General features: G+C 38.7%; 22 protein-coding genes. 15 read left to right on the top strand and 7 right to left on the bottom strand.

Features of this window, described 5'->3' with window-relative positions; genetic code table 11:
• Positions 1–25: 25 nt before the first annotated feature.
• Positions 26–1,879 carry an SLC13 family permease gene (locus DPV85_RS00995; protein WP_111326488.1) on the top strand — a complete coding sequence of 618 codons (1,854 nt, stop codon included), beginning with the start codon at positions 26–28 and terminating at the stop codon, positions 1,877–1,879.
• Positions 1,880–1,976: 97 nt separating this feature from the next.
• On the top strand, positions 1,977–2,840 hold the full coding sequence (locus DPV85_RS01000) for a lysozyme inhibitor LprI family protein (protein ID WP_111326490.1): 864 nt from the start codon (positions 1,977–1,979) through the stop codon (positions 2,838–2,840).
• A 42-nt stretch (positions 2,841–2,882) separates the two neighbouring features.
• Here the strand turns inward: DPV85_RS01000 and aspA are convergent, their stop codons facing one another.
• Positions 2,883–4,301, bottom strand: coding sequence for an aspartate ammonia-lyase (gene aspA / locus DPV85_RS01005; protein ID WP_111326492.1), 1,419 nt, complete (start codon positions 4,299–4,301; stop codon positions 2,883–2,885).
• 222 nt (positions 4,302–4,523) lie between these two features.
• Here aspA and DPV85_RS01010 point away from each other — a divergent pair, with 222 nt between their 5' ends.
• The 8 genes from DPV85_RS01010 (at position 4,524) to galU (ending at position 13,172) form a co-directional block, all read left to right on the top strand.
• Positions 4,524–4,814: a co-chaperone GroES gene (locus tag DPV85_RS01010; protein WP_005696765.1), complete on the top strand. Its 291-nt coding sequence runs from the start codon at positions 4,524–4,526 to the stop codon at positions 4,812–4,814.
• Between the two features lie 22 nt (positions 4,815–4,836).
• A complete protein-coding gene (gene groL / locus DPV85_RS01015) occupies positions 4,837–6,483 on the top strand; it encodes a chaperonin GroEL (protein ID WP_111326494.1) in 1,647 nt (548 codons plus the stop codon).
• A gap of 111 nt (positions 6,484–6,594) precedes the next feature.
• Positions 6,595–7,143, top strand: coding sequence for a YecA/YgfB family protein (locus tag DPV85_RS01020; protein WP_049367870.1), 549 nt, complete (start codon positions 6,595–6,597; stop codon positions 7,141–7,143).
• A 12-nt stretch (positions 7,144–7,155) separates the two neighbouring features.
• Positions 7,156–8,448: a Xaa-Pro aminopeptidase gene (gene pepP, locus DPV85_RS01025; RefSeq protein ID WP_111326496.1), complete on the top strand. Its 1,293-nt coding sequence runs from the start codon at positions 7,156–7,158 to the stop codon at positions 8,446–8,448.
• 104 nt (positions 8,449–8,552) lie between these two features.
• Positions 8,553–8,978 carry a universal stress protein UspA gene (uspA, locus tag DPV85_RS01030; protein WP_005698692.1) on the top strand — a complete coding sequence of 142 codons (426 nt, stop codon included), beginning with the start codon at positions 8,553–8,555 and terminating at the stop codon, positions 8,976–8,978.
• 187 nt (positions 8,979–9,165) lie between these two features.
• Complete coding sequence (gene alaS, locus DPV85_RS01035) at positions 9,166–11,790, top strand: alanine--tRNA ligase (RefSeq protein WP_111326498.1); 2,625 nt, start codon at positions 9,166–9,168, stop codon at positions 11,788–11,790.
• A 78-nt stretch (positions 11,791–11,868) separates the two neighbouring features.
• On the top strand, positions 11,869–12,060 hold the full coding sequence (gene csrA, locus DPV85_RS01040; RefSeq protein WP_111304381.1) for a carbon storage regulator CsrA: 192 nt from the start codon (positions 11,869–11,871) through the stop codon (positions 12,058–12,060).
• Positions 12,061–12,284: 224 nt separating this feature from the next.
• Positions 12,285–13,172: a UTP--glucose-1-phosphate uridylyltransferase GalU gene (galU, locus tag DPV85_RS01045; RefSeq protein ID WP_111326500.1), complete on the top strand. Its 888-nt coding sequence runs from the start codon at positions 12,285–12,287 to the stop codon at positions 13,170–13,172.
• Positions 13,173–13,285: 113 nt separating this feature from the next.
• Here galU and aqpZ read toward each other — a convergent pair whose 3' ends face one another.
• Positions 13,286–13,975 (bottom strand): aquaporin Z, encoded by a 690-nt coding sequence (gene aqpZ / locus DPV85_RS01050; RefSeq protein ID WP_049365679.1) that lies wholly within the window; start codon positions 13,973–13,975, stop codon positions 13,286–13,288.
• A 227-nt stretch (positions 13,976–14,202) separates the two neighbouring features.
• On the opposite strand from aqpZ, the gene metJ reads away from it, so the two are divergent.
• Complete coding sequence (gene metJ, locus DPV85_RS01055; protein ID WP_005696757.1) at positions 14,203–14,520, top strand: met regulon transcriptional regulator MetJ; 318 nt, start codon at positions 14,203–14,205, stop codon at positions 14,518–14,520.
• Position 14,521: 1 nt separating this feature from the next.
• Here metJ and cueR read toward each other — a convergent pair whose 3' ends face one another.
• On the bottom strand, positions 14,522–14,908 hold the full coding sequence (gene cueR / locus DPV85_RS01060; RefSeq protein ID WP_111326502.1) for a Cu(I)-responsive transcriptional regulator: 387 nt from the start codon (positions 14,906–14,908) through the stop codon (positions 14,522–14,524).
• Positions 14,909–14,988: 80 nt separating this feature from the next.
• Here cueR and DPV85_RS01065 point away from each other — a divergent pair, with 80 nt between their 5' ends.
• Positions 14,989–15,198 carry a heavy-metal-associated domain-containing protein gene (locus tag DPV85_RS01065; RefSeq protein ID WP_111326504.1) on the top strand — a complete coding sequence of 70 codons (210 nt, stop codon included), beginning with the start codon at positions 14,989–14,991 and terminating at the stop codon, positions 15,196–15,198.
• Positions 15,185–17,353, top strand: coding sequence for a heavy metal translocating P-type ATPase (locus DPV85_RS01070; protein WP_111326506.1), 2,169 nt, complete (start codon positions 15,185–15,187; stop codon positions 17,351–17,353). Before DPV85_RS01065 ends, DPV85_RS01070 begins: the two co-directional genes overlap by 14 nt.
• Positions 17,354–17,390: 37 nt before the next feature.
• Here DPV85_RS01070 and cpxA read toward each other — a convergent pair whose 3' ends face one another.
• The 4 genes from cpxA to yejK form a co-directional block, all read right to left on the bottom strand.
• Complete coding sequence (gene cpxA, locus DPV85_RS01075; protein ID WP_111326508.1) at positions 17,391–18,794, bottom strand: envelope stress sensor histidine kinase CpxA; 1,404 nt, start codon at positions 18,792–18,794, stop codon at positions 17,391–17,393.
• On the bottom strand, positions 18,794–19,498 hold the full coding sequence (locus DPV85_RS01080; protein WP_111326510.1) for a response regulator: 705 nt from the start codon (positions 19,496–19,498) through the stop codon (positions 18,794–18,796). Before DPV85_RS01080 ends, cpxA begins: the two co-directional genes overlap by 1 nt.
• Positions 19,499–19,561: 63 nt before the next feature.
• Positions 19,562–19,975, bottom strand: coding sequence for an outer membrane protein assembly factor BamE (bamE, locus tag DPV85_RS01085; RefSeq protein WP_111326512.1), 414 nt, complete (start codon positions 19,973–19,975; stop codon positions 19,562–19,564).
• A gap of 62 nt (positions 19,976–20,037) precedes the next feature.
• Positions 20,038–21,054 carry a nucleoid-associated protein YejK gene (gene yejK / locus DPV85_RS01090; RefSeq protein ID WP_111326514.1) on the bottom strand — a complete coding sequence of 339 codons (1,017 nt, stop codon included), beginning with the start codon at positions 21,052–21,054 and terminating at the stop codon, positions 20,038–20,040.
• 139 nt (positions 21,055–21,193) lie between these two features.
• Here yejK and DPV85_RS01095 point away from each other — a divergent pair, with 139 nt between their 5' ends.
• Together DPV85_RS01095 and DPV85_RS01100 are read left to right on the top strand one after the other, a co-directional pair.
• On the top strand, positions 21,194–21,412 hold the full coding sequence (locus DPV85_RS01095; protein WP_111326516.1) for a YejL family protein: 219 nt from the start codon (positions 21,194–21,196) through the stop codon (positions 21,410–21,412).
• Between the two features lies 1 nt (position 21,413).
• The gene (locus tag DPV85_RS01100; RefSeq protein WP_111326518.1) at positions 21,414–23,156 is read left to right on the top strand and encodes a DUF3413 domain-containing protein; all 1,743 of its coding nucleotides are present in this window, start codon (positions 21,414–21,416) and stop codon (positions 23,154–23,156) included.
• Positions 23,157–23,192: the final 36 nt, after the last annotated feature.

Genomic DNA, 23,192 nt, shown 5'->3' on the forward strand with positions numbered 1-23,192 from the left:
AGATTTTAAGATTGAAGGATAGCGTATGAATACCATTTTTGAGCATGTACTTTGGGTGAGTCCATTGTTTTGGACATTAATACTGCTTGGTGCGGCCATTATTTTATTTGTACATAATAAAATTCGTATGGACGTGGTGGCCTTATTGGTGATGCTCTCTTTTTATCTAAGTGGTATTCTCAGCATTCAAGAGATTTTAGTTGGCTTTAGTGATCCCAATATTATCCTCATTGCTTTGCTCTTCATCGTCGGAGAAAGTTTAGTTCGTACAGGAATTGCTTATCGTGTAAGCGATGGCATCTTGAAAGTAGCAGGAAATAGCGAAGCCAAGGTACTCATTTTACTGATGCTTTCAGTGGCAGGATTAGGCGCATTTATGAGCTCGACAGGTGTGGTTGCTGTTTTTATTCCTGTTGTGATGATGATTTGCCGTCAAATGAATATTTCACCAAAACGATTAATGATGCCATTAAGTGTGGCAGGATTAATCAGCGGGATGATGACATTAATCGCGACAGCGCCGAACCTTGTGGTGAACGCGGAATTAGTAAAAGATACCAATCTTCGTCTTGAGTTTTTTGATTTCACGCCAATCGGATTGCTGATCCTAGTGCTTGGAATGGGCTATATGCTTATCGCTCGTCGATGGCTTTCGGATAATAGTGATGAAAGTAATCAAGATACGGCACAGAGCTCCATGAATGAGTTAATTAATGAATATGGTTTGAAAGATCGTACCAAGCGTTTGGTGGTGAAAAGCCCGTCCCCTTTCGTGGGTAAAACCTTAGACCAACTTCATTTGCGTTCTAGTTACCAACTCAATGTATTGGCGATTGAGCGTTGGAAACATTTCCGACCAAGTTACATCATGCCTCTTGGTACGTCAGAGATAAAAGCAAAAGATATCCTCATGGTGGATTTGGAACGCTGTGATTTCAATTTTGATATGTTTTGCCAGGAATTTCATTTAGAACCTGCCGAAATTAAATCCCAATCGTTTGATCAGCAAGCTCGTTCTATTGGAATGGCCGAGTTAATTATTGTGCCAAACTCAGCCTGTATTGGTAAAACTACTGCAGAGTTACAATTCCGCACAAAATATGGCTTAAATGTGGTTGGGATTAAGCGAGATGGTGTGGTGTTGAGTGATGCTTTTAAAGAAAAATATCGCTCAGGTGATTTGCTTTTAGTGATTGGCGATTGGCGACTTATTCAAGCGATGCGTGATCGTCGAAAAGATTTCTTGGTATTGAATTATCCGAAAGAAATGGGGCGTGCCGTACCAGCTCAACGTCAAGCACCACTAGCCTTACTATCCATTTTAACTATGGTGGTATTGATGGTTTCAGGCGCTGTGCCGAATGTTGTGGCTGCCTTGATTGGTTGTTTAATGTTGGCTTATTTCCGTTGCGTGGATGCTAAAAGTGCTTATGACTCCATTCAATGGCCGAGTCTTATTCTGATTATCGGAATGATGCCATTTTCAACCGCACTTCAAAAAACAGGTGGAGTTGAGTTTGCGGTGAAATGGTTAACACAAATCATTGATGGATGGGGAATGTATCCGGTATTGATTGTGCTCTTTGTATTTTGTGCATTAGTCGGGTTGTTTATATCGAATACTGCTACTGCAATTTTGATGGCACCCATTGCGATTTCTCTTGCTCAGCAACTTAATGTTTCTCCCGTACCATTCGCAATGGTCGTCGCGATTGCAGCTTCAGCTGCATTTATGACCCCAGTCTCTTCTCCAGTAAATACCATGGTGGTGGGACCAGGTGGCTACAAATTTGCTGATTTTATAAAAATTGGCGTACCTTTTACCTTAATTGTTATGTTGGTGACTGTTTTTATTGTGCCAATATTATTTCCATTTTAAATGAAGAGCAGTTATGACCATAAGAGAGACATTTCTTGCAAAATTCTTGCTCCTAACATCTGGGTTTTAAGGCGAATTTTTTATTTAAGGAAAAAATGTGAAAAAACTTACCACACTAGCTATTCTTTGTCTTTGCTCGTCTTTACTCGCCAATGAAGGTGCGGTATCTATTGATCTCAATAGTGGCAAAGATATCTATTCTCAATGTCTTGATGAAACGATTAAAGAATTAAAAAAAGAAGATTCAGAAGCAGACATCAATAATGCTGTTGTAGCTAGTTGTATGGAATACACCTCATATATGTATAAACAAAAAATTAATAGGTTATATAAAGAAATTAACGAACAAGTTAAAAAAGCAAAAAACTCAAGAGATGCTAGTGATGAATTGAGTCAATTAGAAACTTCTCAAAAAACTTGGATTCAGTATCGAAATAATAAATGTGCGCTTTTTAATTCAGGATTACAAAATCTTTCTTGCTTAATGAATGAGAATGAACAACGTATAGAGAAGCTAAAAAAGATAAAGGTAGGAGATGAACTTTTTTATTCAACGGAAAAAAATGGTAACCTTAGTGAAGATGTTTACTCGCAATGTCTTGATGAAACGATTAAGGAATTAAAAAAAGAAGATCCAGAAGCGGGTATCAATAATGCTATTGTTAGTTATTGCATAGACTCGACCTCTGAACAATATAAAAAACAAATCAATCAGCTATATCAAGAAATCACCAGACAGATAAAACAAAGCTCAGATTTAAATGAAGTTAACTATGATTTAAAAGGACTAGAAACCTTTCAAAAAACTTGGATTCGTTATCGAAATAGTAAATGCGCTCTTGTTAATCCTGGATTAGGAGAGCATTATTGTTTAATGAGCGAAAATAGAATGCGTGTAGAAAAGCTAAAAAAGATAAAAGCTGGGGAGGAACAGTTTTATTCTGATGAAGATTTTGAATAAACTATTAAAAAAAGGGAGCTAAGCTCCCTTTTTATTACGTGTTTATTTATTTAATTTCGCTTTATAAGTTGGGTTCATTAAGTTTTCTACAGAAAGGATGTCATCCAATTGTTCTGCTGTTAATAAACCTTTTTCTAATACGACTTCGCGTACACCTTTACCGGTTTGAGCACAGATTTTACCCACTAAGTCGCCATTATGGTGACCGATAAATGGATTTAAGTAAGTTACGATACCGATTGAGTTAAATACGTAGTTTTCACAAATTTCTTTGTTGACAGTAATACCGTCTACACATTTATCGCGTAAGTTCACGCAAGCATTGGTTAAGATGTCGATAGATTCAAACATTGCTTGACCAATCACTGGCTCCATTACGTTTAATTGTAATTGACCAGCTTCAGATGCGAAAGTGACGGTAGTATCGTTACCAATTACTTTAAAGCAAACTTGGTTTACCACTTCTGGAATAACAGGATTCACTTTTGCAGGCATGATAGAAGAACCTGCTTGTAATTCAGGTAAGTTAATTTCTTTAATACCTGCACGTGGACCAGAAGAGAGTAAACGTAAGTCGTTACATACTTTAGATAGTTTTACTGCGGTACGTTTTAATGCACCGTGAACCATTACATAAGCTCCACAGTCAGATGTTGCTTCGATTAGGTTTTCAGCAGGTACACAAGGTAATCCAGTTACTTCAGCAAGGTGTTTTACCACTAATTCTGTATAACCTTTTGGTGTATTTAAACCTGTACCGATTGCGGTTGCACCAAGGTTTACTTCAAGGAGTAACTCTGCTGTACGTTTTAAGTTACGTACTTCTTCTTCAAGTAATACGGCAAACGCTTTAAACTCTTGACCAACGGTCATAGGTACAGCATCTTGTAATTGAGTACGACCCATTTTTAAAATTTTAGCAAATTCTTTTGCTTTATTATCGAAACCATCATGTAAGTATTGGATTTTGTTGATAAGTTTCAAAATGCTGTTATATACCGCAATACGGAAACCGGTAGGATACGCATCGTTGGTAGATTGGCTAGCGTTCACGTGGTCCATTGGGTTAATAACATCATATTCACCTTTTTTATGACCAATTTTTTCAAGCGCTAGGTTAGCAACCACTTCGTTGGTATTCATATTGACAGAAGTACCCGCACCACCTTGATATACATCAGATGGGAATTGATCTAAGCATTTCCCCGTGGTAAGAATTTCATCACAAGCAGCTACAATCGCTTTTGCAATATCACTTGGAATAGCACCTAATTCACCATTTGCTAGGGCAGTTGCTTTTTTTACCATTACCATGCCGCGAACAAATTCCGGTACATCAGAAATGGTTACATTAGAAATGTTGAAGTTTTCGACCGCTCTTAATGTGTGGATACCCCAATATGCATCCGCTGGCACATCACGTTCGCCTAATAAATCCACTTCTTTTCTGTATTGAGTCATTTTAATCACCTTTTTGGGTTGTTAATTAATTTGAGGTAATTATAGGAATTTACATCGAAAATAAATTTGATATGGATCACATTTCAAATAAAAGGTGTAAGAGATATTTTCATTTCTCACATAAGTTTTTTTAGGGCAAGAATTTTTTTATTTATCCCCTTGAAACCGAAAAAGTTATCCCCACATTTAAAACACTTTATTTTAATAAGAAGGAAATTAATCATGAATATTCGTCCTTTACACGATCGTGTAATCATCAAACGTGAAGAAGTAGAAACTCTTTCAGCTGGCGGTATTGTATTAACCGGTTCAGCAGCGACTAAATCAACCCGTGCAAAAGTATTAGCAGTAGGTAAAGGTCGTATTTTGGAAAATGGTACTGTTCAACCTTTAGATGTAAAAGTTGGTGATACGGTCATTTTCAATGATGGCTATGGCGTGAAAAGTGAAAAAATCGACGGTGAAGAAGTGTTAATCATTTCTGAAAACGATATTTTGGCGATTGTGGAATAATTTAAATTAAGGAAAAAAGAAAATGGCAGCAAAAGACGTAAAATTTGGTAACGATGCACGCGTAAAAATGCTTAAAGGTGTGAATGTACTAGCAGATGCGGTAAAAGTGACTCTTGGCCCTAAAGGTCGTAATGTAATTTTAGATAAATCATTTGGTGCACCAACCATCACTAAAGATGGTGTATCTGTCGCACGTGAAATTGAATTAGAAGATAAATTTGAAAATATGGGTGCGCAAATGGTGAAAGAGGTTGCCTCTAAAGCCAATGATGCAGCCGGTGACGGTACAACGACCGCAACAGTTCTTGCTCAAGCTATCGTAAATGAAGGCTTAAAAGCTGTGGCTGCAGGCATGAACCCAATGGATTTAAAACGCGGTATCGATAAAGCGGTAAGTGCGGTTGTTTCTGAGCTTAAAAATTTATCTAAACCTTGTGAAACTTCTAAAGAAATTGAGCAAGTAGGGACAATTTCGGCTAACTCAGATAGCATTGTAGGTCAATTAATTGCTCAAGCAATGGAAAAAGTGGGTAAAGAAGGCGTGATCACCGTAGAAGACGGTACAGGTCTTGACGATGAATTAGCGGTTGTGGAAGGGATGCAATTCGATCGTGGTTACTTATCACCTTATTTCATCAACAAACCAGAAACAGCAACTGTTGAATTAGACAATCCATACATTCTTTTAGTAGATAAAAAAGTATCAAACATTCGCGAATTACTTCCAGTATTAGAAGGTGTAGCGAAGGCAGGTAAACCATTATTAATTATTGCTGAAGATATCGAAGGTGAAGCACTTGCAACCTTAGTAGTGAACACTATGCGTGGTATCGTGAAAGTGGCAGCAGTAAAAGCGCCAGGTTTTGGTGATCGTCGTAAAGCAATGTTACAAGATATTGCGATCTTAACAGCGGGTACCGTGATTTCTGAAGAAATCGGTATGGAACTTGAAAAAGCGACATTAGAAGATTTAGGTCAAGCAAAACGTGTAGTCATCAACAAAGACAATACCACGATCATTGATGGTGTGGGTGATGAAGCACAAATCAAAGGTCGCGTGGCTCAAATTCGTCAACAAATCGAAGAATCAACCTCTGATTATGACAAAGAAAAACTTCAAGAACGCGTGGCTAAACTTGCCGGCGGTGTGGCTGTAATCAAAGTTGGTGCAGCAACTGAAGTCGAAATGAAAGAGAAAAAAGATCGTGTGGATGATGCGTTACACGCAACTCGTGCCGCTGTTGAAGAAGGTATCGTTGCAGGTGGTGGTGTTGCCTTAGTTCGTGCAGCAGACAAAGTGGCTGCAACCTTAAAAGGTGATAACGAAGAACAAGATGTAGGTATCAAACTTGCATTACGTGCAATGGAAGCACCACTTCGTCAAATCGTCACTAACGCAGGTGAAGAAGCATCAGTTGTAGCAAGTGCGGTTAAAAATGGCGAAGGAAACTTTGGTTATAACGCAGGTACTGAACAGTACGGTGATATGATCGAAATGGGTATTTTAGACCCAACTAAAGTAACTCGTTCTGCGTTACAATTCGCCGCTTCAGTAGCGGGCTTAATGATTACCACTGAATGTATGGTGACCGATCTTCCAAAAGATGATAAAGCCGATTTAGGCGCTGCCGGCATGGGCGGTATGGGAGGCATGGGCGGAATGATGTAATTCCCCTTTGCGAAAGAAAGTGCGATCGTTTTTCTTTATAGAAATGCGATCGCATTTTTATTTGTGTGGTGCTACACTTTAATGGTTTTCGATGATTTTATAGGTATAACAATGACAATTTCCCAAACTGAACTTAATCAACAACTCAAATCTGCCGGTATTGGTATTAATGCAACTGAATTACATGGCTTTTTGAGCGGCTTAATTTGTGGTGGACTGAAAGATCAAAGCTGGTTACCGCTTTTATATCAATTCAGTAACGATAACCACGCCTATCCAACCGCATTAATTCAGCCAATTACCGAAATCTATGAACAGATTGGTAAAACCTTAGGGGACGTAGAAGGGTTTGATTTTGAATTGGGATTAACAGAAGATGAGAGCGTGTTTGCCCGTGCAGACAGTTTATCAGATTGGGCAAACCAATTTTTACTGGGTTTAGGTCTTGTTCAGACAGAATTGGATAAGGAAAAAGGTGAAATTGGCGAAGCGGTAGATGATTTACAAGATATTTGTCAGCTTGGTTATGATGAAGAAGATGATGAAGAAGAGCTTGCCGAAGCATTAGAAGAAATTATTGAATATGTTCGCACCATTGCGATGTTGTTTTACACCCATTTCAACGATGATGCGCAAGAAATAAAACCGATATTACATTAAAAGGAGCGAAACATGGATCTCGCATACATGGCGGCATTACCGCAAGAGGAATTTACAGAACGTCGTCAAAAAGTGTTAGCGCAAATGCAGCCAAATTCTGCCTTGTTGCTATTTTCCGAAATTGAAAAACGTCGTAATAACGACTGTGATTTTCCTTTCCGTCAAGACAGTTACTTCTGGTATTTAACGGGTTTTAATGAGCCAAATTCTGCATTGTTATTGATTAAAACGGAAGAGGCTGAAAAAACGGTTGTATTTCTTCGCCCACGAGATCCTTTGCTTGAAACGTGGAATGGTCGCCGATTAGGCGTTGAGCGCGCACCGCAAAAACTCAATGTCGATGAAGCCTATTCTATTGATGATTTCAAAACTGAATTTCCAAAATTAACGGAAAAATTGACCGCACTTTATCATGTGTCAGATCGTCATCCTTGGGGCGACAAATTAATAGCTGAAAGTGCGGTGAAATTTTACGCTGTTTTTGATTGGCAGCCGATGTTAAGTGAGATGCGCTTAATTAAATCACCAAATGAAATTCGATTAATGCAGCAAGCGGGACAAATTACAGCATTTGGACATATTAAAGCGATGCAAGTAACTCGTCCGAATCGTTTTGAATATGAAATTGAAAGCGAAATTCTGCATGAATTTAATCGTCATGGGGCAAGATTCCCGTCTTACAATTCCATTATTGCCGGGGGCGATAATGCCTGTATTTTGCACTACACCGAAAATGATCAACCATTAAAAGATGACGATCTTGTGTTGATTGATGCAGGGTGTGAGTTTGCTATGTATGCAGGCGATATTACACGTACGTTCCCTGTAAATGGTAAATTTACTCAGCCACAACGTGAGATTTATGAATTAGTTTTAAAAGCACAAAAACGCGCGATTGAGTTATTAGTGCCAGGTAATTCAATTAAACTGGCGAATGACGAAGTGATTCGTATTAAAACTCAAGGCTTGGTGGATTTAGGCATTCTGAAAGGGGATGTAGATAAGCTGATTGAAGAAAAAGCCTATCGCCAATTTTATATGCATGGTTTAGGCCATTGGCTTGGCTTGGATGTGCACGATGTTGGTCGCTATGATGATGATCGTAGCCGTACACTTGAAGTGGGGATGATCATCACTGTTGAGCCAGGTATTTATATTTCAGAAGAGGCGGATGTGCCAGCGCAATATAAAGGCATTGGTGTGCGTATTGAAGATAACTTGTTGATGACTGAATACGGCAACAAAAATCTGACAGTTGCGGCACCAAAAGAAATCGATGATATTGAGAATTTAATGAAAAATTGAGAAAAATTCTCAAATTTGTGATCTAGTGCAAGTTTTTCCTGTAGCCAAAGTGCTACTATGCAGTTAGATGAAAAAATGCCAATTAAATCAGTAAGGAGTTGATTATGTATAAACACGTTTTAGTTGCGGTAGATCTTTCTGATGAAAGTGAATTTCTACTCAAAAAAGCCGTGGGAATTGCAAAACGCAATGATGCGCAACTTTCCATTATCCATGTAGATGTAAACTTCTCGGATCTCTATACTGGTTTAATTGATGTCAATATGTCATCAATGCAAGATAGAATCTCGAGCGAAACCCAAAAAGCACTAATTAATTTAGCAGAACATGCTGGTTATCCAATAAAAGAAAAATTGAGCGGTAGCGGTGATTTAGGTCAAGTTTTGACAGACGCTATTGATCAGTATGATGTAGATCTACTAGTGACAGGTCATCACCAAGATTTTTGGAGTAAATTGATGTCTTCAACACGTCAAGTGATGAATACCATTAAAATTGATATGTTGGTTGTGCCACTTCGCGACGAATAGTGATCAAAAATTATTTTTAGCCCTATTAAAATAACGTAAATTTTAACCGCACTTCTCAATTAATGCAGTAGAGTGCGGTTTTCTTTTTTAAGATCAGTGAAAAAGCCTTTTTCTCTAGGTCAAAATATGCAAGAATAGTGAGCTTTTTTATAAATCGTGATCGAGATAGAGACACAAGGTTTTATCAATGAAAACAACAGCAGAAATTAGACAGTCATTCCTTGATTTTTTCCATAGCAAGGGGCATCAGGTCGTCGCAAGTAGTTCACTTGTGCCTGAAAACGATCCGACATTGCTTTTTACCAATGCCGGGATGAACCAATTTAAAGACGTGTTCCTTGGTATGGACAAACGTCCTTACTCACGTGCGACAACTGCACAACGTTGTGTGCGCGCAGGTGGTAAGCATAATGACTTAGAAAACGTAGGTTATACAGCTCGTCACCATACTTTCTTTGAAATGCTCGGCAACTTCAGTTTTGGCGACTATTTCAAACATGATGCGATTAATTTTGCCTGGGAGTATTTGACTTCTCCACAATGGCTCGGGTTACCAAAAGAAAAATTATGGGTAACCGTGTATGAAACCGATAATGAAGCTTATGATATTTGGCATAAAGAAGTTGGTGTGCCAGCAGAACGTATTATTCGTATCGGTGATAACAAAGGTGCGCCTTATGCATCAGATAACTTCTGGGCAATGGGTGACACAGGTCCTTGTGGTCCATGTACTGAAATTTTCTACGATCACGGTGATCACATTTGGGGTGGCCCTCCAGGCTCTCCGGAAGAAGATGGTGACCGCTATATCGAAATTTGGAACGTGGTATTCATGCAATTTAACCGTCAAGCAGACGGTACAATGGAAAAATTACCACGTCCATCGGTTGATACTGGAATGGGTTTAGAGCGTATTTCTGCTGTATTACAGCACGTAAACTCTAACTATGAGATCGATATTTTCCAAAAATTAATTGCAAAAACAGCAGAAATCGTAGGAACAACAGATTTAACTAATAAATCATTACGCGTAATTGCAGACCACATTCGTTCTTGTGCATATTTAATTGCAGATGGCGTAATTCCATCAAACGAAGGTCGTGGTTATGTATTACGTCGTATTATCCGTCGAGCAGTGCGTCATGGCCACTTATTAGGTGCTAAAGAAGCGTTCTTCTATAAACTTGTGCCGACTTTAATTGAGGTCATGGCAGAAGCAGGCAAAGAAGTTAAAGAAAAACAAGCCAATGTAGAAAAATTACTTCGTTTAGAAGAAGAACAATTTGCTCGTACATTAGAGCGCGGATTAAGCTTATTAGATGATGCGCTAGCTCAAGTGAAAGATGGTGTGTTGTCAGGTGAAGTAGCCTTTAAACTTTATGATACTTATGGTTTCCCACTTGATTTAACTGCAGACGTATGTCGTGAGCGTGATATTACAATTGATGAAGCCGGTTTTGAGCGTGAAATGGAAGCACAACGTTTACGCGCACAATCTGCAAGCCAATTCGGCATGGATTACAACAATGTTATTCGTGTAGAAGGTGAAACGAAATTTGAAGGTTATACTGAATCAGAATCTTTAGCCAAAGTGACCGCACTTTTCCATGATGGTAAATCAGTAGAGAGTATTACTGCAGGCCAAAGCGCTGTGGTAATTTTAGAAAATACTCCATTCTATGCAGAATCGGGTGGTCAAATTGGTGACAGTGGTTATTTAACCTCTCAAGGTATTCAGTTTAATGTAAAAGATACTCAAAAATATGGTCAAGTATTTGGTCATATTGGTGAGTTGGAGCAAGGTAGTTTAAAAGTCGGACAAACAGTCAATGCGGTTGTGGATGCAGCAAGACGTCATCAAACGTCACTTAACCATTCTGCAACACACTTATTACACGCCGCATTGCGTCAAGTTTTAGGTCACCATGTAGTGCAAAAAGGATCGTTAGTATCTGATACAGCATTACGTTTTGACTTTGCTCATCCGGAAGCGATTACCAAAGCACAGCTTAACGAAATTGAAACGCTGGTAAACCAAAAAGTACGTGAGAATTTTGTGGTTCAAACGGACGTAATGGATATCGAAGCAGCAAAAGCAAAAGGTGCAATGGCGTTATTCGGTGAAAAATATGCTGATGTGGTACGTGTTTTAACAATGGGTGATTTCTCCGTTGAACTTTGTGGTGGCATTCATGCTAAACGTACTGGTGATATCGGTTTATTTAAAATTGTGGCGGAAACTGCAGTTGCAGCAGGTGTTCGTCGTATTGAAGCGGTAACGGGTGAAAATGCAATTAATTGGTTACATAATCAACAACGCATTCTTACTCAAAGTGCAGATTTATTTAAATCTGACGTTAATACCCTTGTTGAGAAAATTCAGCAACTTCAAGATAAAGCGAAGAAAGCAGAAAAAGAATTACAAGGATTAAAAGAAAAAGCCGCAATGCAAGCGGGGTCCGATTTAGTGAAAAGTGCGGTTAAAATTAATGATGTTTCTGTAATCGTACATCAACTAGACGGAATTGAAACTAAATCGTTACGTGTGATGGTTGATGATTTAAAAAATCAACTTGGTTCAGGCGTAATTGTATTTGCATCTATTTTAGATGATAAAGTCAACCTCGTCGTTGGCGTAACAAGCGATTTAACTACTAAAGTGAAGGCTGGTGAGCTAGTGAATTTAATGGCTCAGCAAGTTGGTGGGAAAGGCGGTGGTCGCCCTGATATGGCAATGGCAGGAGGCTCCCAACCAGAAAATGTGAATCTAGCATTAACTGTCGCACAAAACTGGTTAAGCAATAATCTGTAGTACAAGCAGGTCGGTGGGATGCCGATCTTTACTTGATTGATAGGGATATCTAATAAATGCAAACTAAGGAGATAAAAGATGTTAATCTTAACTCGAAAAGTTGGCGAAAGTGTTCTCATTGGAGAGGATATTTCTATCACGGTTTTGAGTGTACGTGGAAACCAAGTCAAACTCGGTGTGCAAGCACCTAAAGAAGTATCCGTTCACCGAGAGGAAATTTACCAACGAATTCTGCAGTCAAAAGATGAACATATAGATGGGGCATCTTAGACCGACGAGTTTTATGAATGTTTTACATTCTATTTATAATTTAATTAACGTTTTTCAAAAAATTAAACACATTGGTTTGCAAGATTTTAAAAATAACGGAAATTTGAGTTATAAAGGTAGAGAAGGAACTTTTCCAACTTAAATCTATCAAAATTTAATCAATAATGACCGCACTTTTAGTATAGAAGTGTGGTCATTCCATATTAAAACAAAAAGGAAAATCAATGAAAGCAATTATTCCCGTAGCTGGTTTAGGTACTCGTATGTTGCCAGCAACAAAAGCAATTCCAAAAGAAATGTTAACGCTTGTGGATAAACCACTGATTCAATATGTTGTGAATGAATGTGTCGCAGCTGGTATCAAAGAAATCGTGTTAGTCACACATTCTTCTAAAAATGCGATTGAAAACCACTTTGATACGTCTTTTGAGTTGGAAACCATGCTTGAGAAACGTGTTAAACGTCAACTTTTGGAAGAGGTTCGTTCTATTTGTCCTAAAGATGTAACCATCATGCACGTTCGTCAAGGCAATGCGAAAGGTTTAGGCCATGCTGTGCTATGTGGTCGTCCTGTCGTTGGAAACGAGCCGTTTGCAGTGGTGTTACCTGATGTGCTTTTAGCAGATTTTACGGCAAATCAAAAGAAAGAAAATCTTTCAGCAATGATTAAACGTTTTAAAGAAACACAAGCAAGCCAAATTATGGTAGCGCCTGTTGCCGCGGATGAAGTGAGTAGCTATGGTATCGCAGATTGTGGTGGCGTAGAGTTAAAAGGTGGCGATAGCGTTAAAATTAATAGCATTGTTGAAAAACCATCTGTGGAAGAGGCACCATCAAATCTTGCTGTTGTTGGTCGTTATGTGTTCTCTGCTGCGATTTGGGATTTATTAGAAAAAACACCAGTTGGTGTGGGCGATGAAATCCAATTAACGGATGCAATCGATATGCTTATTGAGAAAGAGACCGTTGAAGCGTTCCATATGACAGGCAGAAGCTTTGACTGTGGTGACAAGATTGGTTATATGGAAGCTTTTGTAGAATATGGTCTTCGTCATGATAAATTAGGTAAAGAGTTTAAAGCTTTCCTAAAAGATCTTGCAAAAACCTTATAATAGACTGAAACCACCGAAAGGTGGTTTTTATTTATATATTTGGATTACACAATATAAAAGATAAAAAAGAAGGCATCTAATGATGCCTTCTTCTTTTTTTATGAAATGAAATCTTAGTTATTTTTCGCTAATAAAGTGCGGTAGATAATACCACCTAAAATACCACCGATAATCGGCGCAACCCAGAATAACCATAATTGGTCGATTGCCCAAGAACCTTGGAATACCGCAACTGCAGTACTACGAGCCGGGTTTACAGAGGTATTTGATACAGGAATGCTGATTAAGTGGATTAACGTTAAGCCTAAACCAATTGCAATTGGCGCAAAACCTGCAGCTGCATTTTTATGAGTTGAACCCATGATGATTAATAAGAAGAATGCAGTCAATAATACTTCTGCTACGAATACTGCTTCTAAAGAATAACCTTCAGGAGAGTGTTCGCCGTAGCCATTAGATGCAAAACCTGCAGTCACATCAAAGCCCGCTTTACCTGATGCGATAAGATAAAGTGCAGCACCCGCTAGTAAACCACCAACTACTTGAGAAACGATGTATGGAAGGGCATCTTTAGCAGAGAAACGACCGCCAGCCACTAAACCAAGTGTTACAGCTGGGTTAAAGTGACCACCAGAAATGTGACCTACTGCGTAAGCCATGGTTAATACGGTTAAACCGAAGGCAAATGCAACGCCCACATAACCGATACCTAGGTTGACAGAAGCGGCAAAGATTGCACTACCACAACCACCGAAAACTAACCAAAATGTGCCGAAGAATTCAGCAAAAAGTTTTTTTGACATAATAGACCTCAATATTAAACATGTCGTTATCTTCAAATAACAATAATGTATTGCGAATGCAACAGGCATTTAGTCAAAAGTAATGGTTTTTAGTTCTGCAAATTATTGTAAATGTTTGTAAGTGAATGTAAGGGAAATAGCATGCTATACTTTTAGCCGTCTAGATTGTCATTTTGCTTATTTTTCATTAAAATACGGATAAATTATCAGGTTATTTAAGGTGCATTATGGCAAACTGGGATGGCAAATATATTAGCCCTTATGCAGAACATGGCAAAAAGAGCGAGCAAGTCAAAAAAATTACAGTGTCTATTCCAATTAAAGTATTGGAAATTTTGACGAACGAGCGTACGCGTCGTCAGCTGAAAAGTTTGCGCCATGCAACAAATAGTGAATTGCTTTGTGAGGCATTCTTGCATGCTTTTACGGGTCAGCCATTACCGACTGATGCAGATTTAATGAAAGAACGCCATGATGAGATTCCTGAAAATGCCAAAGAGATCATGCGTGATTTAGGCATCGATCCTGAAAGCTGGGAATATTAATTTATCCTTTTAATCCGTCTAAAATACTGCATTCAGGGCAATCATTGCCCTGACAAGCGTTATGCCATCGTTCCAATTCCTCTACCATTTTTTGCAAGTGATGAATTTGCTCATTCAATGTTTTAATATGCTGCGTCGTAAGTGCTTTAACTTCTCGGCTACTACGATTGGGATTATCCTGTAATTGCAAAAGTTGGTGAATTTGTTGGAGTGAAAACCCAACATCTCGAGAGTGACGAATAAAACGTAGTCGTTCTAAATCCTTTTCTTCATAATGGCGATAACCGGAAAGGCTTCGCTGTGCTGGTTTTAATAAGCCGGACTTCTCATAATCCCGAATTTGTTTACTTGATAAACCGACTAATTTTGCTACTTCACTAATGTTCATAAAAAATCCTTGACCTTAACCTTATGTTAAGGTTTATAGTAAGCTTAATTTCAATCTATATCAATAATTAAGGAGTAAATATGAAATCAATTACATTACATGTAACAGGGATGACTTGTGGTGGTTGTGTGAAAAGCGTCACAAGAGTGTTGGAAGAACTTAATGGTGTAGAAAAAGCCGTAGTAACACTTGATGATGGTAAAGCAGTGGTTACCTTTGATCAAAGTGCGGTCAGTATTCCACAATTAATTGAAACAATTGAAGACGCAGGTTTTTATGCAACAGAATAAAAAAATAGCCATTCAAATCGAGGGGATGACCTGCCAATCCTGTGCTAATCGGATTGAGAAAGTATTGAATAGAAATGATTTTGTCTCTGACGCGGGCGTGAATTTTGCGGCAGAGGAAGCGCACGTAGTATTTGATTCATCTCAGGCTTCAGAACAAGATATTTTGACAATTATTCAAAAAGCGGGATTTAATGGCATTCTAAAGCAAAATGTGCTGCCTAGCGCACCTAATGAAACGAAGATTAGTCCGCGTTTATGGTTGCTTTTGTTCATTAACATTCCTTTTTTAATCGGAATGATCGGGATGATGTTTAATCATCATTCTTGGATGATTCCACCAATGTGGCAATTTGTTCTTGCGAGCATTGTGCAACTTTGGTTAGCCATTCCTTTTTATAAAGGTGCGATTGGTAGTATTCGAGGTGGTTTGGCCAATATGGATGTACTGGTAAGTACTGGTACGTTGGTGATTTATCTCTATTCGGTCTTTATGCTGTTTTATCATCAGTCAATGGGGCATGATGGCGCATCTCATGTCTATTTTGAAGTATCGGTGATGGTCATCGGTTTCGTCAGCCTTGGGAAATTTCTTGAGGAAAGAACGAAGAAACAAAGCTTAAATAGTTTAGGATTATTATTACAACTCACCCCAAAACAGGTCAGTGTTCAACGTGAAAATCGTTGGGAAACGATTCCTCTCGATCAAGTAAAAATAGGCGATATTTTACGAGCTAATCAAGGTGAACGTATTGCAGCTGATGGCGTAGTTGAACAGGGGGGGGGGTGGTGCGATGAGAGTCATTTAACCGGTGAATCTCAACCATTAGAAAAAATGTCTCAAAGTCCTGTGCTTGCAGGGGCAATGGTGACACAAGGTAGCCTTATTTATCGAGCCAATCAACTCGGTCAGCAAACCCTATTGGGTGATATGATGAAAGCGCTCTCAGAGGCGCAAGGTACAAAAGCACCGATTGCTCGTTTTGCCGATAAAGTTGCTGCTGTATTTGTGCCAGCCGTGTTATTGATTTCCGCGATAACATTTGGAGCAACCTGGTGGATAAAAGGTGATTGGGTTACCGCTTTAATTCATGCGGTTGCCGTGTTAGTTATCGCTTGTCCTTGTGCGTTAGGACTTGCTACACCTGCTGCCATAATGGTGGGAATGGGGAAAGCAGTCAATGCAGGGATTTGGTTTAAAGATGCAGCATCCATGGAAGAGGCAGCGCATGTGGATACGGTGGTATTAGATAAAACAGGAACGATAACTCAAGGAGAACTCAAAATTGCCGCTGTTTGGCAACCACAAAGTGCGATCTATTCTGAAGAAGATTTATATCGCATTGCGGCTTCCGTTGAGCAAAATGCCAATCATCCCTTAGCTAAAGCGATAGTCCTGGCTGCACAGGAAAAATCACTTGAAATTCCGACCGCACTTTCAATTCATTCAGAAGTGGGACTGGGCATCTCTGCTCACATTGACGGAATAGGTTTGGTTAAAGTCGGTAAGCCAGCTTATTGTGACTTAACCTTACCAGATAATATGCAAGAAATTTGGCAAATTGCGAGTATTGTTGCGGTATCCGTGGATAACAGTCCAATCGGTGCATTTGCCCTAGCAGACAGTCTAAAAGAGGATAGTTTGCAGGCGATTCAACGTTTACATCAACATAATATTGATGTGGTGATGATGAGCGGCGATCAGCAATCTGTCGTTGATTATGTCGCCAAACAAGTAGGTGTGAAAACTGCACAGGGTAATTGCAGTCCACGTGACAAAGCTGCTTATATTGAGGCATTACGTCAGCAAGGCAAAGTAGTAGCAATGGTTGGTGATGGTGTGAATGATGCACCAGCCTTAGCGATGGCTAATGTAAGCTTTGCGATGAAATCGGGTTCTGATGTTGCAGAGCAAACCGCATCGGCGACACTCATGCAGCATTCGGTAGATCAGTTAGTCGATGGATTAATGATTTCTCGTGCGACATTAAAGAATATTAAGCAAAACTTATTCTTTGCTCTCATTTACAATGTGCTAGGTATCCCACTTGCCGCATTGGGCTATTTAAGTCCTGTATTAGCTGGCGCAGCAATGGCGATGAGTTCGCTTTCTGTACTGTCAAATGCACTGCGATTAAAACGAGTGAAAATTAGATAAGAAAAAGGCGATATGAAAATATCGCCTTTTGTTTGAACTAACTTTGTTTCCATAATGGAAGTTGAATAGTGACGGCAAGTCCACCTAAATTACTGGATTCTGCCCATACTTTTCCATGGTGTTCATTAACTACGTTATAAACAATGGTTAATCCCAACCCAGTTCCACCCGTGGCCCGTGTTCGGGTTTCATCTACACGATAAAATGGCTTAAAGATTTTATCAAACTCTTCAGGTGGTAAGCCTAAGCCATTATCATCCACTCGAATTTGTAGGCAGTTCTCATCCTGTTCATTTTTTTGTAAGTTAATAGTTAGGAAAATACGGTCTTTAGTGTATTTCAATGCATTACGAACAATGTTTTCAATTGCACTGGTGAGTAAGCTTAGGTTACCATAAATCATGTGTTTTTTAGGATGTAAGATAGAGATATTCACATCACAAGTTATTTTTCGTTGCTCAGCTTCAAATAGAGCATCCTTTATGACATCGTCCCAGAGTTGAACAATAGAAAATAAATTGTGCTCCATTTGAGAATGCATTTGTTGACGAGAAATGAGTAACAACTCGCTAATCATTTTGTCCATTCGTTGGATTTCTTTCTCAATGCGTTTAACTGGCTCAATATCACCCGTTTGATGGCGAACCAAGGCTGTGGAAAGTTGTAAACGTGTCAGTGGTGTTTTTAATTCATGAGAAATAGATGACAGTAGATTGTGTTGATTCGAAATGAGATTATCAATCGCAATCGACATCTTGTTAAAGCTTTGACCGACTTCTCGTAATTCTGATGGACCATGATTCGCTAGCTCATTATCAACTTTGAAGTTACCTAATGCCACGCTATTAGCGGCTTTTTGCAAATTGGTAATCGGTTTGACGATGGTATGAGTGAACCACCAAAGCAAAGGAGTCGTGATAATTAACGTTAAGAGCAGTAAGATCCAAGGGTGATCAAGCATATAACGTAAGATTTCTTGTTGGCCATTTGCTCGAGACACAAAGAATAATTCGGATGCTTGGTCGGAATCACCAATATAGACTTTAAAAGGTCCTGCAATTTGAATATCTTTAAACGTTTTGCGTTGTGGCTGGGCGAAGTTACTTGATTCTTGGGCGAACTGAGCAATATGTATTCTTTCTTCGCCTAAAGCGCCGAAGATTTCTTTTTCAGGCGTCATGATGACTGGGCGAGCAGAGTCGAATTTATCAGTTGGAAGCACAGGAACGCCTGCGAGAATACCATTGATTCTATTGTTACGAATTGATTCAACGAGTTTCTTTTGATAGCTCGATATTTCATTTTGATTTAAATCTGAGTATAAGCGGCTATCAAAATAAGGGAGTGCGACTAAAAGCGCGGTCATGGCAAAGAATGCCAACCAAAAGACAGTGAATGTGCGTATAGTGAGCTGATTTAAGCTAAATTTCTTAATAAGCATTATTCACAAACCAATAAGTAACCACGACCACGTAGCGTTTTCAGCCATGGTAAGCCATTGTCTCTTTCTGGAAGTTTTTTGCGCAAGTTTGACATATGCATATCAATCGAGCGATCGAAAGGAGAAAGGTGTTTGCCAAGCACATTCATACTTAATTCTTCACGCGAGACAATTTGTCCAGGGCGAAGCACAAGTTTATGAAGTAGCGCAAATTCAGAGCCGGTTAGACCGAGATCTTGGCCTTTATAAGAGGCTTGTTGAAGACCAGAATGAAGGACTAAACCACAAAATTCCAATGTATTCTCTTCTGATGGAAGTGCGGTCGAATTTTGAGAACTTTCTGATGGGCTAACGCGACGCAAAATCGCCTTAATGCGGGCAACCAACTCGCGATCGTTAAATGGTTTTGGTAAATAGTCATCGGCACCAAGCTCTAAGCCTAGTACACGATCGATTTCTTCACCACGTGCAGTAAGCATCATTAAAGGGACGTTTGATGTTTGACGAATTTTCTTGAGTGTTTCAATGCCGTTTAATACAGGCATCATGACATCCAATAAGACTAATTGGTGACTTGAGTTTAACTTGTCTAATGCTTCTTGACCATTATTTGCGACTTCGACTTCAAAACCAGTCAGTCGTAAGACTTCTGCAAGTAAATCTGTTAGTTCAATATCATCATCAACTAATAGAATTTTTGACATTTTTATTCCCTTGTAATACAACGAACCTGCTTGATATGACAAGCAGGTATTGTTTTTTTATGACTACCAGAATTTCCACCAGCTTTTCTTACCTGCGTTTTCAGGTGTGCTGATGATAGTATTATTTTCGTCTTGTTTTTCCACTTCAGGTAATGGCTTATCTAATTCTGCACTACTTACTAAACCGTTTTGATCAAATTTCACTGTAAATGTGTGCTGCTCAGGTTTTTGGTAAGAGTGTTGTTGTAAGAATACGTAATACCAAGTTAAGTTACTATAAGGATCAATTAAAACCGGTGTGCCAAGTAAATATTGTACTTGTTGGGCTGTCATGCCAGGTTTTACTTGTGCCACAGTAGCCGCTTCTAAATAGTTACCTTGTGGTACATCAATACGATAAACGACTTTTTGTACAGTTGAACAAGAAGTTAAGCTTAATGCTAAAACAACTGCACCTAAAAATGTTTTTAATTGCATATTTTTTACCTTTTACTGCAAAATTATGTCGAATGATACCGAAACTTTATGATCTTGCCAAATTAATTATCGCACTTTAATGCTTTTTGAAGTTGATCTTTCAAATTTGGTGGTATCCCTTTGATTGTTAAAGTATCTGTAAGTGGATCCCATTCAACACGGTTATTCAATAAATCCGCATCAAAACTTAATGTCACACCTTTACCAGAGCCCGAAAATTTCGTTAATGTTTTTAAGGCTGAACGTACTGGCGGAATGGTTTCTTCCAAGCCGTAATCTTGATTTTCTGTAAAGGTGACAAAAGGGCGCTCGTTTAGAGTCGGCAAATTGGCTGAAAGTTCAGTTAATACGATCTCGTCGCCGCTTGCTAATTGACCTTTGCAGTATTCAAATACCTGCTTTTTAACCGCCTGAGTTTGTTCTTTGTTTAGTTCACCTTGTTCACAGTAGTCACTTACCGCTTGTAATAAGCATTGGTTTTGAACTTGTGGATTTAATCCTTCTTCTGCCCCCAAGAAATCCATAAAGAAGTCACTAATTTTACGGCCAACACGGCCTTTAATGAAGGTAAGGTAGCGGTTTGAGTTTGCGTTCACTTGCAAATCCGTTAAGTTGATACGTGCCGCAATATCAAATTGTGTGATATCTAAGTATTCTGTACGGTGAATTTCAAGATTTTCGTCAACTAACATACTGATACGGCTATCCAACAAAGCAATGAATAGGTAATCCGTCGCTAAAAAATTATATTGGCATAGGATAAGGGTACCGCTGTCTGCAAAATTATATTTGTCTAATTCTTGCGCTAATAATTTTGTGGATTGTTGGCTGAAATTTAAAAAGTTGATTTCATTTTCTAATAAACGATTAAGATCTTGTGCAAAAATGGAATTCTCTTGGAAGACACCAAAAGCTTTGCCTTTATTTTGATAACCTTGATGTAATTGCAACATCATTTGTTCGACTTCTGGTGTAATGGTGAGAAGCTCATCACGCAACACGCTTTCCATCGTAGTGGTTTCATTTTCAGCGTGCTTAACTAATTGATGTAGCACGATTTGATTAACCGTAATGCTCATAATTTTTTCCTTCGTAAAATTTGCCTTAAATTATAACCGCACTTTTTATGCAAGAAAAAAGAAATTATTCAGATTGAGCAAATTATCGGGTATGATATGAGAAGTTTTTTTGTATTTAGAACAGGCTTAAACATTCCAAATGGCTCAACATTCAAAGTATTCCGATGGGCAAGTTAATGCCATCATTAACGATATGATTAGCGTGCTTGAAACTCACAAAGCACCCGTTGATCTTTCTCTTATCGCTTTAGGTAATATGGCGAGTAATTTATTAACCACTAGCGTGCCAGCTACACAGCGTGAAGCATTAGCACAAGCCTTTGCCAACTCTCTGATGAATTCGGTAAAAACAAAGTAAAATGTGGTGGTTTAAAAAAAGCAAATTCAACGGACGTGAATACCGTGAAGAAACCTCACGAAAAATTTCGTGGGGGCATTGGTTTGCTTTTTTTAACATTATCATCGCAATTCTTATTGGTAGTCGTTATGCCTTTCTCATTGATTGGCCAGACACCTTACTCGGCAAAATTTATTTCTTTATCAGCTTATTAGGTCATTTCAGTTTTTGTGTTTTTGCCTTGTATTTGCTAGTGATTTTCCCGCTGAGTTTTATCATCAAAAATCACCGCACTTTCCGTGGGTTAACGGTGATTATCGCGACAATTTGCACCACTTTATTACTGTTTGATACGGAAGTGTTTAACCGTTTTAATATCCACCTTTCTTCTATCGTTTGGAATTTATTAGTGAATCCTGAAAAGGGCGATCTTTCACGAGATTGGCAAATTTTCTTTGCACCGATGCCGATTATTTTGCTAATCCAAATGCTTTTCTCTCGTTGGAGTTGGGAAAAATTACGTAGCTTAGAACGTCAAAAATGGCTGAAAAAAGTGGGGTTAGTGTTAACTTCCACGTTTATCGCGACACATTTAATTTATGCTTGGGCGGATGCATTTTTATATCGTCCGATTACCATGCAACGTTCAAACTTCCCGCTTTCTTATCCAATGACTGCTCGAACCTTTTTGGAAAAACAAGGATTTATTAATGCGGAAACATACTCTCAGCGCTTAGAGCAAGAAGGGCGTTTAGACGCATTAAAACTTGATTATCCGAAAAAAGACCTTCAGTTTGAGCAAGTTGAGAACAAACCAAATATCCTCGTGATTACCGTTTCAGGCTTACGTTATGATGCGCTGACTAGTGAGAAAATGCCTAAATTATTTGAATTTGCCACAAGCTCTACTCAATTTACTAATCATTACAGTAGCGGCAATACGAACAATGCCGGCTTAGTGGGCTTATTCTATGGACTGAATGCGAATTATACGGACAGTATTTTGAGTAATCACACACCGTCGGTATTAATTAAAAAGCTACAAGATGAGAAATATCAATTTGTCGCTTATTCGTCTACGGCATTTAAAGACAGTTTATTTAAACAAGCCTTGTTCCGTAATGTGAAATTGCCTAAAGTGAAAGCCTCTTCGCCAAAAGACGCGAGAAATAGTGTTTTATCACTCTTAAAAAATGATAAGCCTTGGTTTGCTTATGTGGATTTAGATATTACGGATAAAACGGAAGAAAATTACACCAGATCGATTGCAGATATAGACCAACAGATTGATGAAACCTTAGTATCAGTTTCTTTAGAGAATACGATAGTCATTATTACAGCAGAACATGGTACAACCTTTAATAAGCTGGATGAAAAAGAGCAAGAAAACTATTTTGGTCGTGATGAAATCCAAGTGCCGTTTATTGTTTACTGGAAAGATTTACCGGTGCAAGAAGTCTCTAAATTAACGAGCCATACTGATTTGTTACCGGCATTGATGTCATCAATCTTTAAAGTGAAAAATCCAGTTTCGGATTATGCACAAGGTCGCAATTTATTTGAGCTTAATGGCGATCCTTGGGTGTTGGCATCGAATTTCCGTTGGAATGTCATTATTCAGCCGGATGGCACACAGTATCATATTGATCGCAAAGGAAACTATAAGAAATTTGACCGCACTTATACTGAGCAATCTTCTAGCCGCCCACCGCTCGGCTTATTCTTAGAGGTTTTCAAACAAGAGCGTTCTTTTGTCAATAAATAGATAGCTTTTTTGTGCTTAAAATCTTATACTTTGCAC

The sequence above is a fragment of the Haemophilus parainfluenzae genome (genome assembly GCF_003252725.1).
Taxonomy (GTDB): Bacteria; Pseudomonadota; Gammaproteobacteria; order Enterobacterales; family Pasteurellaceae; genus Haemophilus_D; species Haemophilus_D parainfluenzae_L.

Excerpts from the sequence above, each read along its gene's own strand:
- pepP (WP_111326496.1), top strand. The coding sequence starts at position 7,156 with ATGGATCTCGCATACATGGCGGCATTACCGCAAGAGGAATTTACAGAA.
- DPV85_RS01080 (WP_111326510.1), bottom strand. The coding sequence starts at position 19,498 with ATGTCAAAAATTCTATTAGTTGATGATGATATTGAACTAACAGATTTA.
- DPV85_RS01065 (WP_111326504.1), top strand. The coding sequence starts at position 14,989 with ATGAAATCAATTACATTACATGTAACAGGGATGACTTGTGGTGGTTGT.
- yejK (WP_111326514.1), bottom strand. The coding sequence starts at position 21,054 with ATGAGCATTACGGTTAATCAAATCGTGCTACATCAATTAGTTAAGCAC.
- aqpZ (WP_049365679.1), bottom strand. The coding sequence starts at position 13,975 with ATGTCAAAAAAACTTTTTGCTGAATTCTTCGGCACATTTTGGTTAGTT.
- alaS (WP_111326498.1), top strand. The coding sequence starts at position 9,166 with ATGAAAACAACAGCAGAAATTAGACAGTCATTCCTTGATTTTTTCCAT.
- uspA (WP_005698692.1), top strand. The coding sequence starts at position 8,553 with ATGTATAAACACGTTTTAGTTGCGGTAGATCTTTCTGATGAAAGTGAA.
- cpxA (WP_111326508.1), bottom strand. The coding sequence starts at position 18,794 with ATGCTTATTAAGAAATTTAGCTTAAATCAGCTCACTATACGCACATTC.
- DPV85_RS00995 (WP_111326488.1), top strand. The coding sequence starts at position 26 with ATGAATACCATTTTTGAGCATGTACTTTGGGTGAGTCCATTGTTTTGG.
- csrA (WP_111304381.1), top strand. The coding sequence starts at position 11,869 with ATGTTAATCTTAACTCGAAAAGTTGGCGAAAGTGTTCTCATTGGAGAG.
- DPV85_RS01070 (WP_111326506.1), top strand. The coding sequence starts at position 15,185 with ATGCAACAGAATAAAAAAATAGCCATTCAAATCGAGGGGATGACCTGC.
- aspA (WP_111326492.1), bottom strand. The coding sequence starts at position 4,301 with ATGACTCAATACAGAAAAGAAGTGGATTTATTAGGCGAACGTGATGTG.
- DPV85_RS01020 (WP_049367870.1), top strand. The coding sequence starts at position 6,595 with ATGACAATTTCCCAAACTGAACTTAATCAACAACTCAAATCTGCCGGT.
- DPV85_RS01095 (WP_111326516.1), top strand. The coding sequence starts at position 21,194 with ATGGCTCAACATTCAAAGTATTCCGATGGGCAAGTTAATGCCATCATT.
- groL (WP_111326494.1), top strand. The coding sequence starts at position 4,837 with ATGGCAGCAAAAGACGTAAAATTTGGTAACGATGCACGCGTAAAAATG.
- cueR (WP_111326502.1), bottom strand. The coding sequence starts at position 14,908 with ATGAACATTAGTGAAGTAGCAAAATTAGTCGGTTTATCAAGTAAACAA.
- galU (WP_111326500.1), top strand. The coding sequence starts at position 12,285 with ATGAAAGCAATTATTCCCGTAGCTGGTTTAGGTACTCGTATGTTGCCA.
- DPV85_RS01010 (WP_005696765.1), top strand. The coding sequence starts at position 4,524 with ATGAATATTCGTCCTTTACACGATCGTGTAATCATCAAACGTGAAGAA.
- DPV85_RS01100 (WP_111326518.1), top strand. The coding sequence starts at position 21,414 with ATGTGGTGGTTTAAAAAAAGCAAATTCAACGGACGTGAATACCGTGAA.
- bamE (WP_111326512.1), bottom strand. The coding sequence starts at position 19,975 with ATGCAATTAAAAACATTTTTAGGTGCAGTTGTTTTAGCATTAAGCTTA.
- metJ (WP_005696757.1), top strand. The coding sequence starts at position 14,203 with ATGGCAAACTGGGATGGCAAATATATTAGCCCTTATGCAGAACATGGC.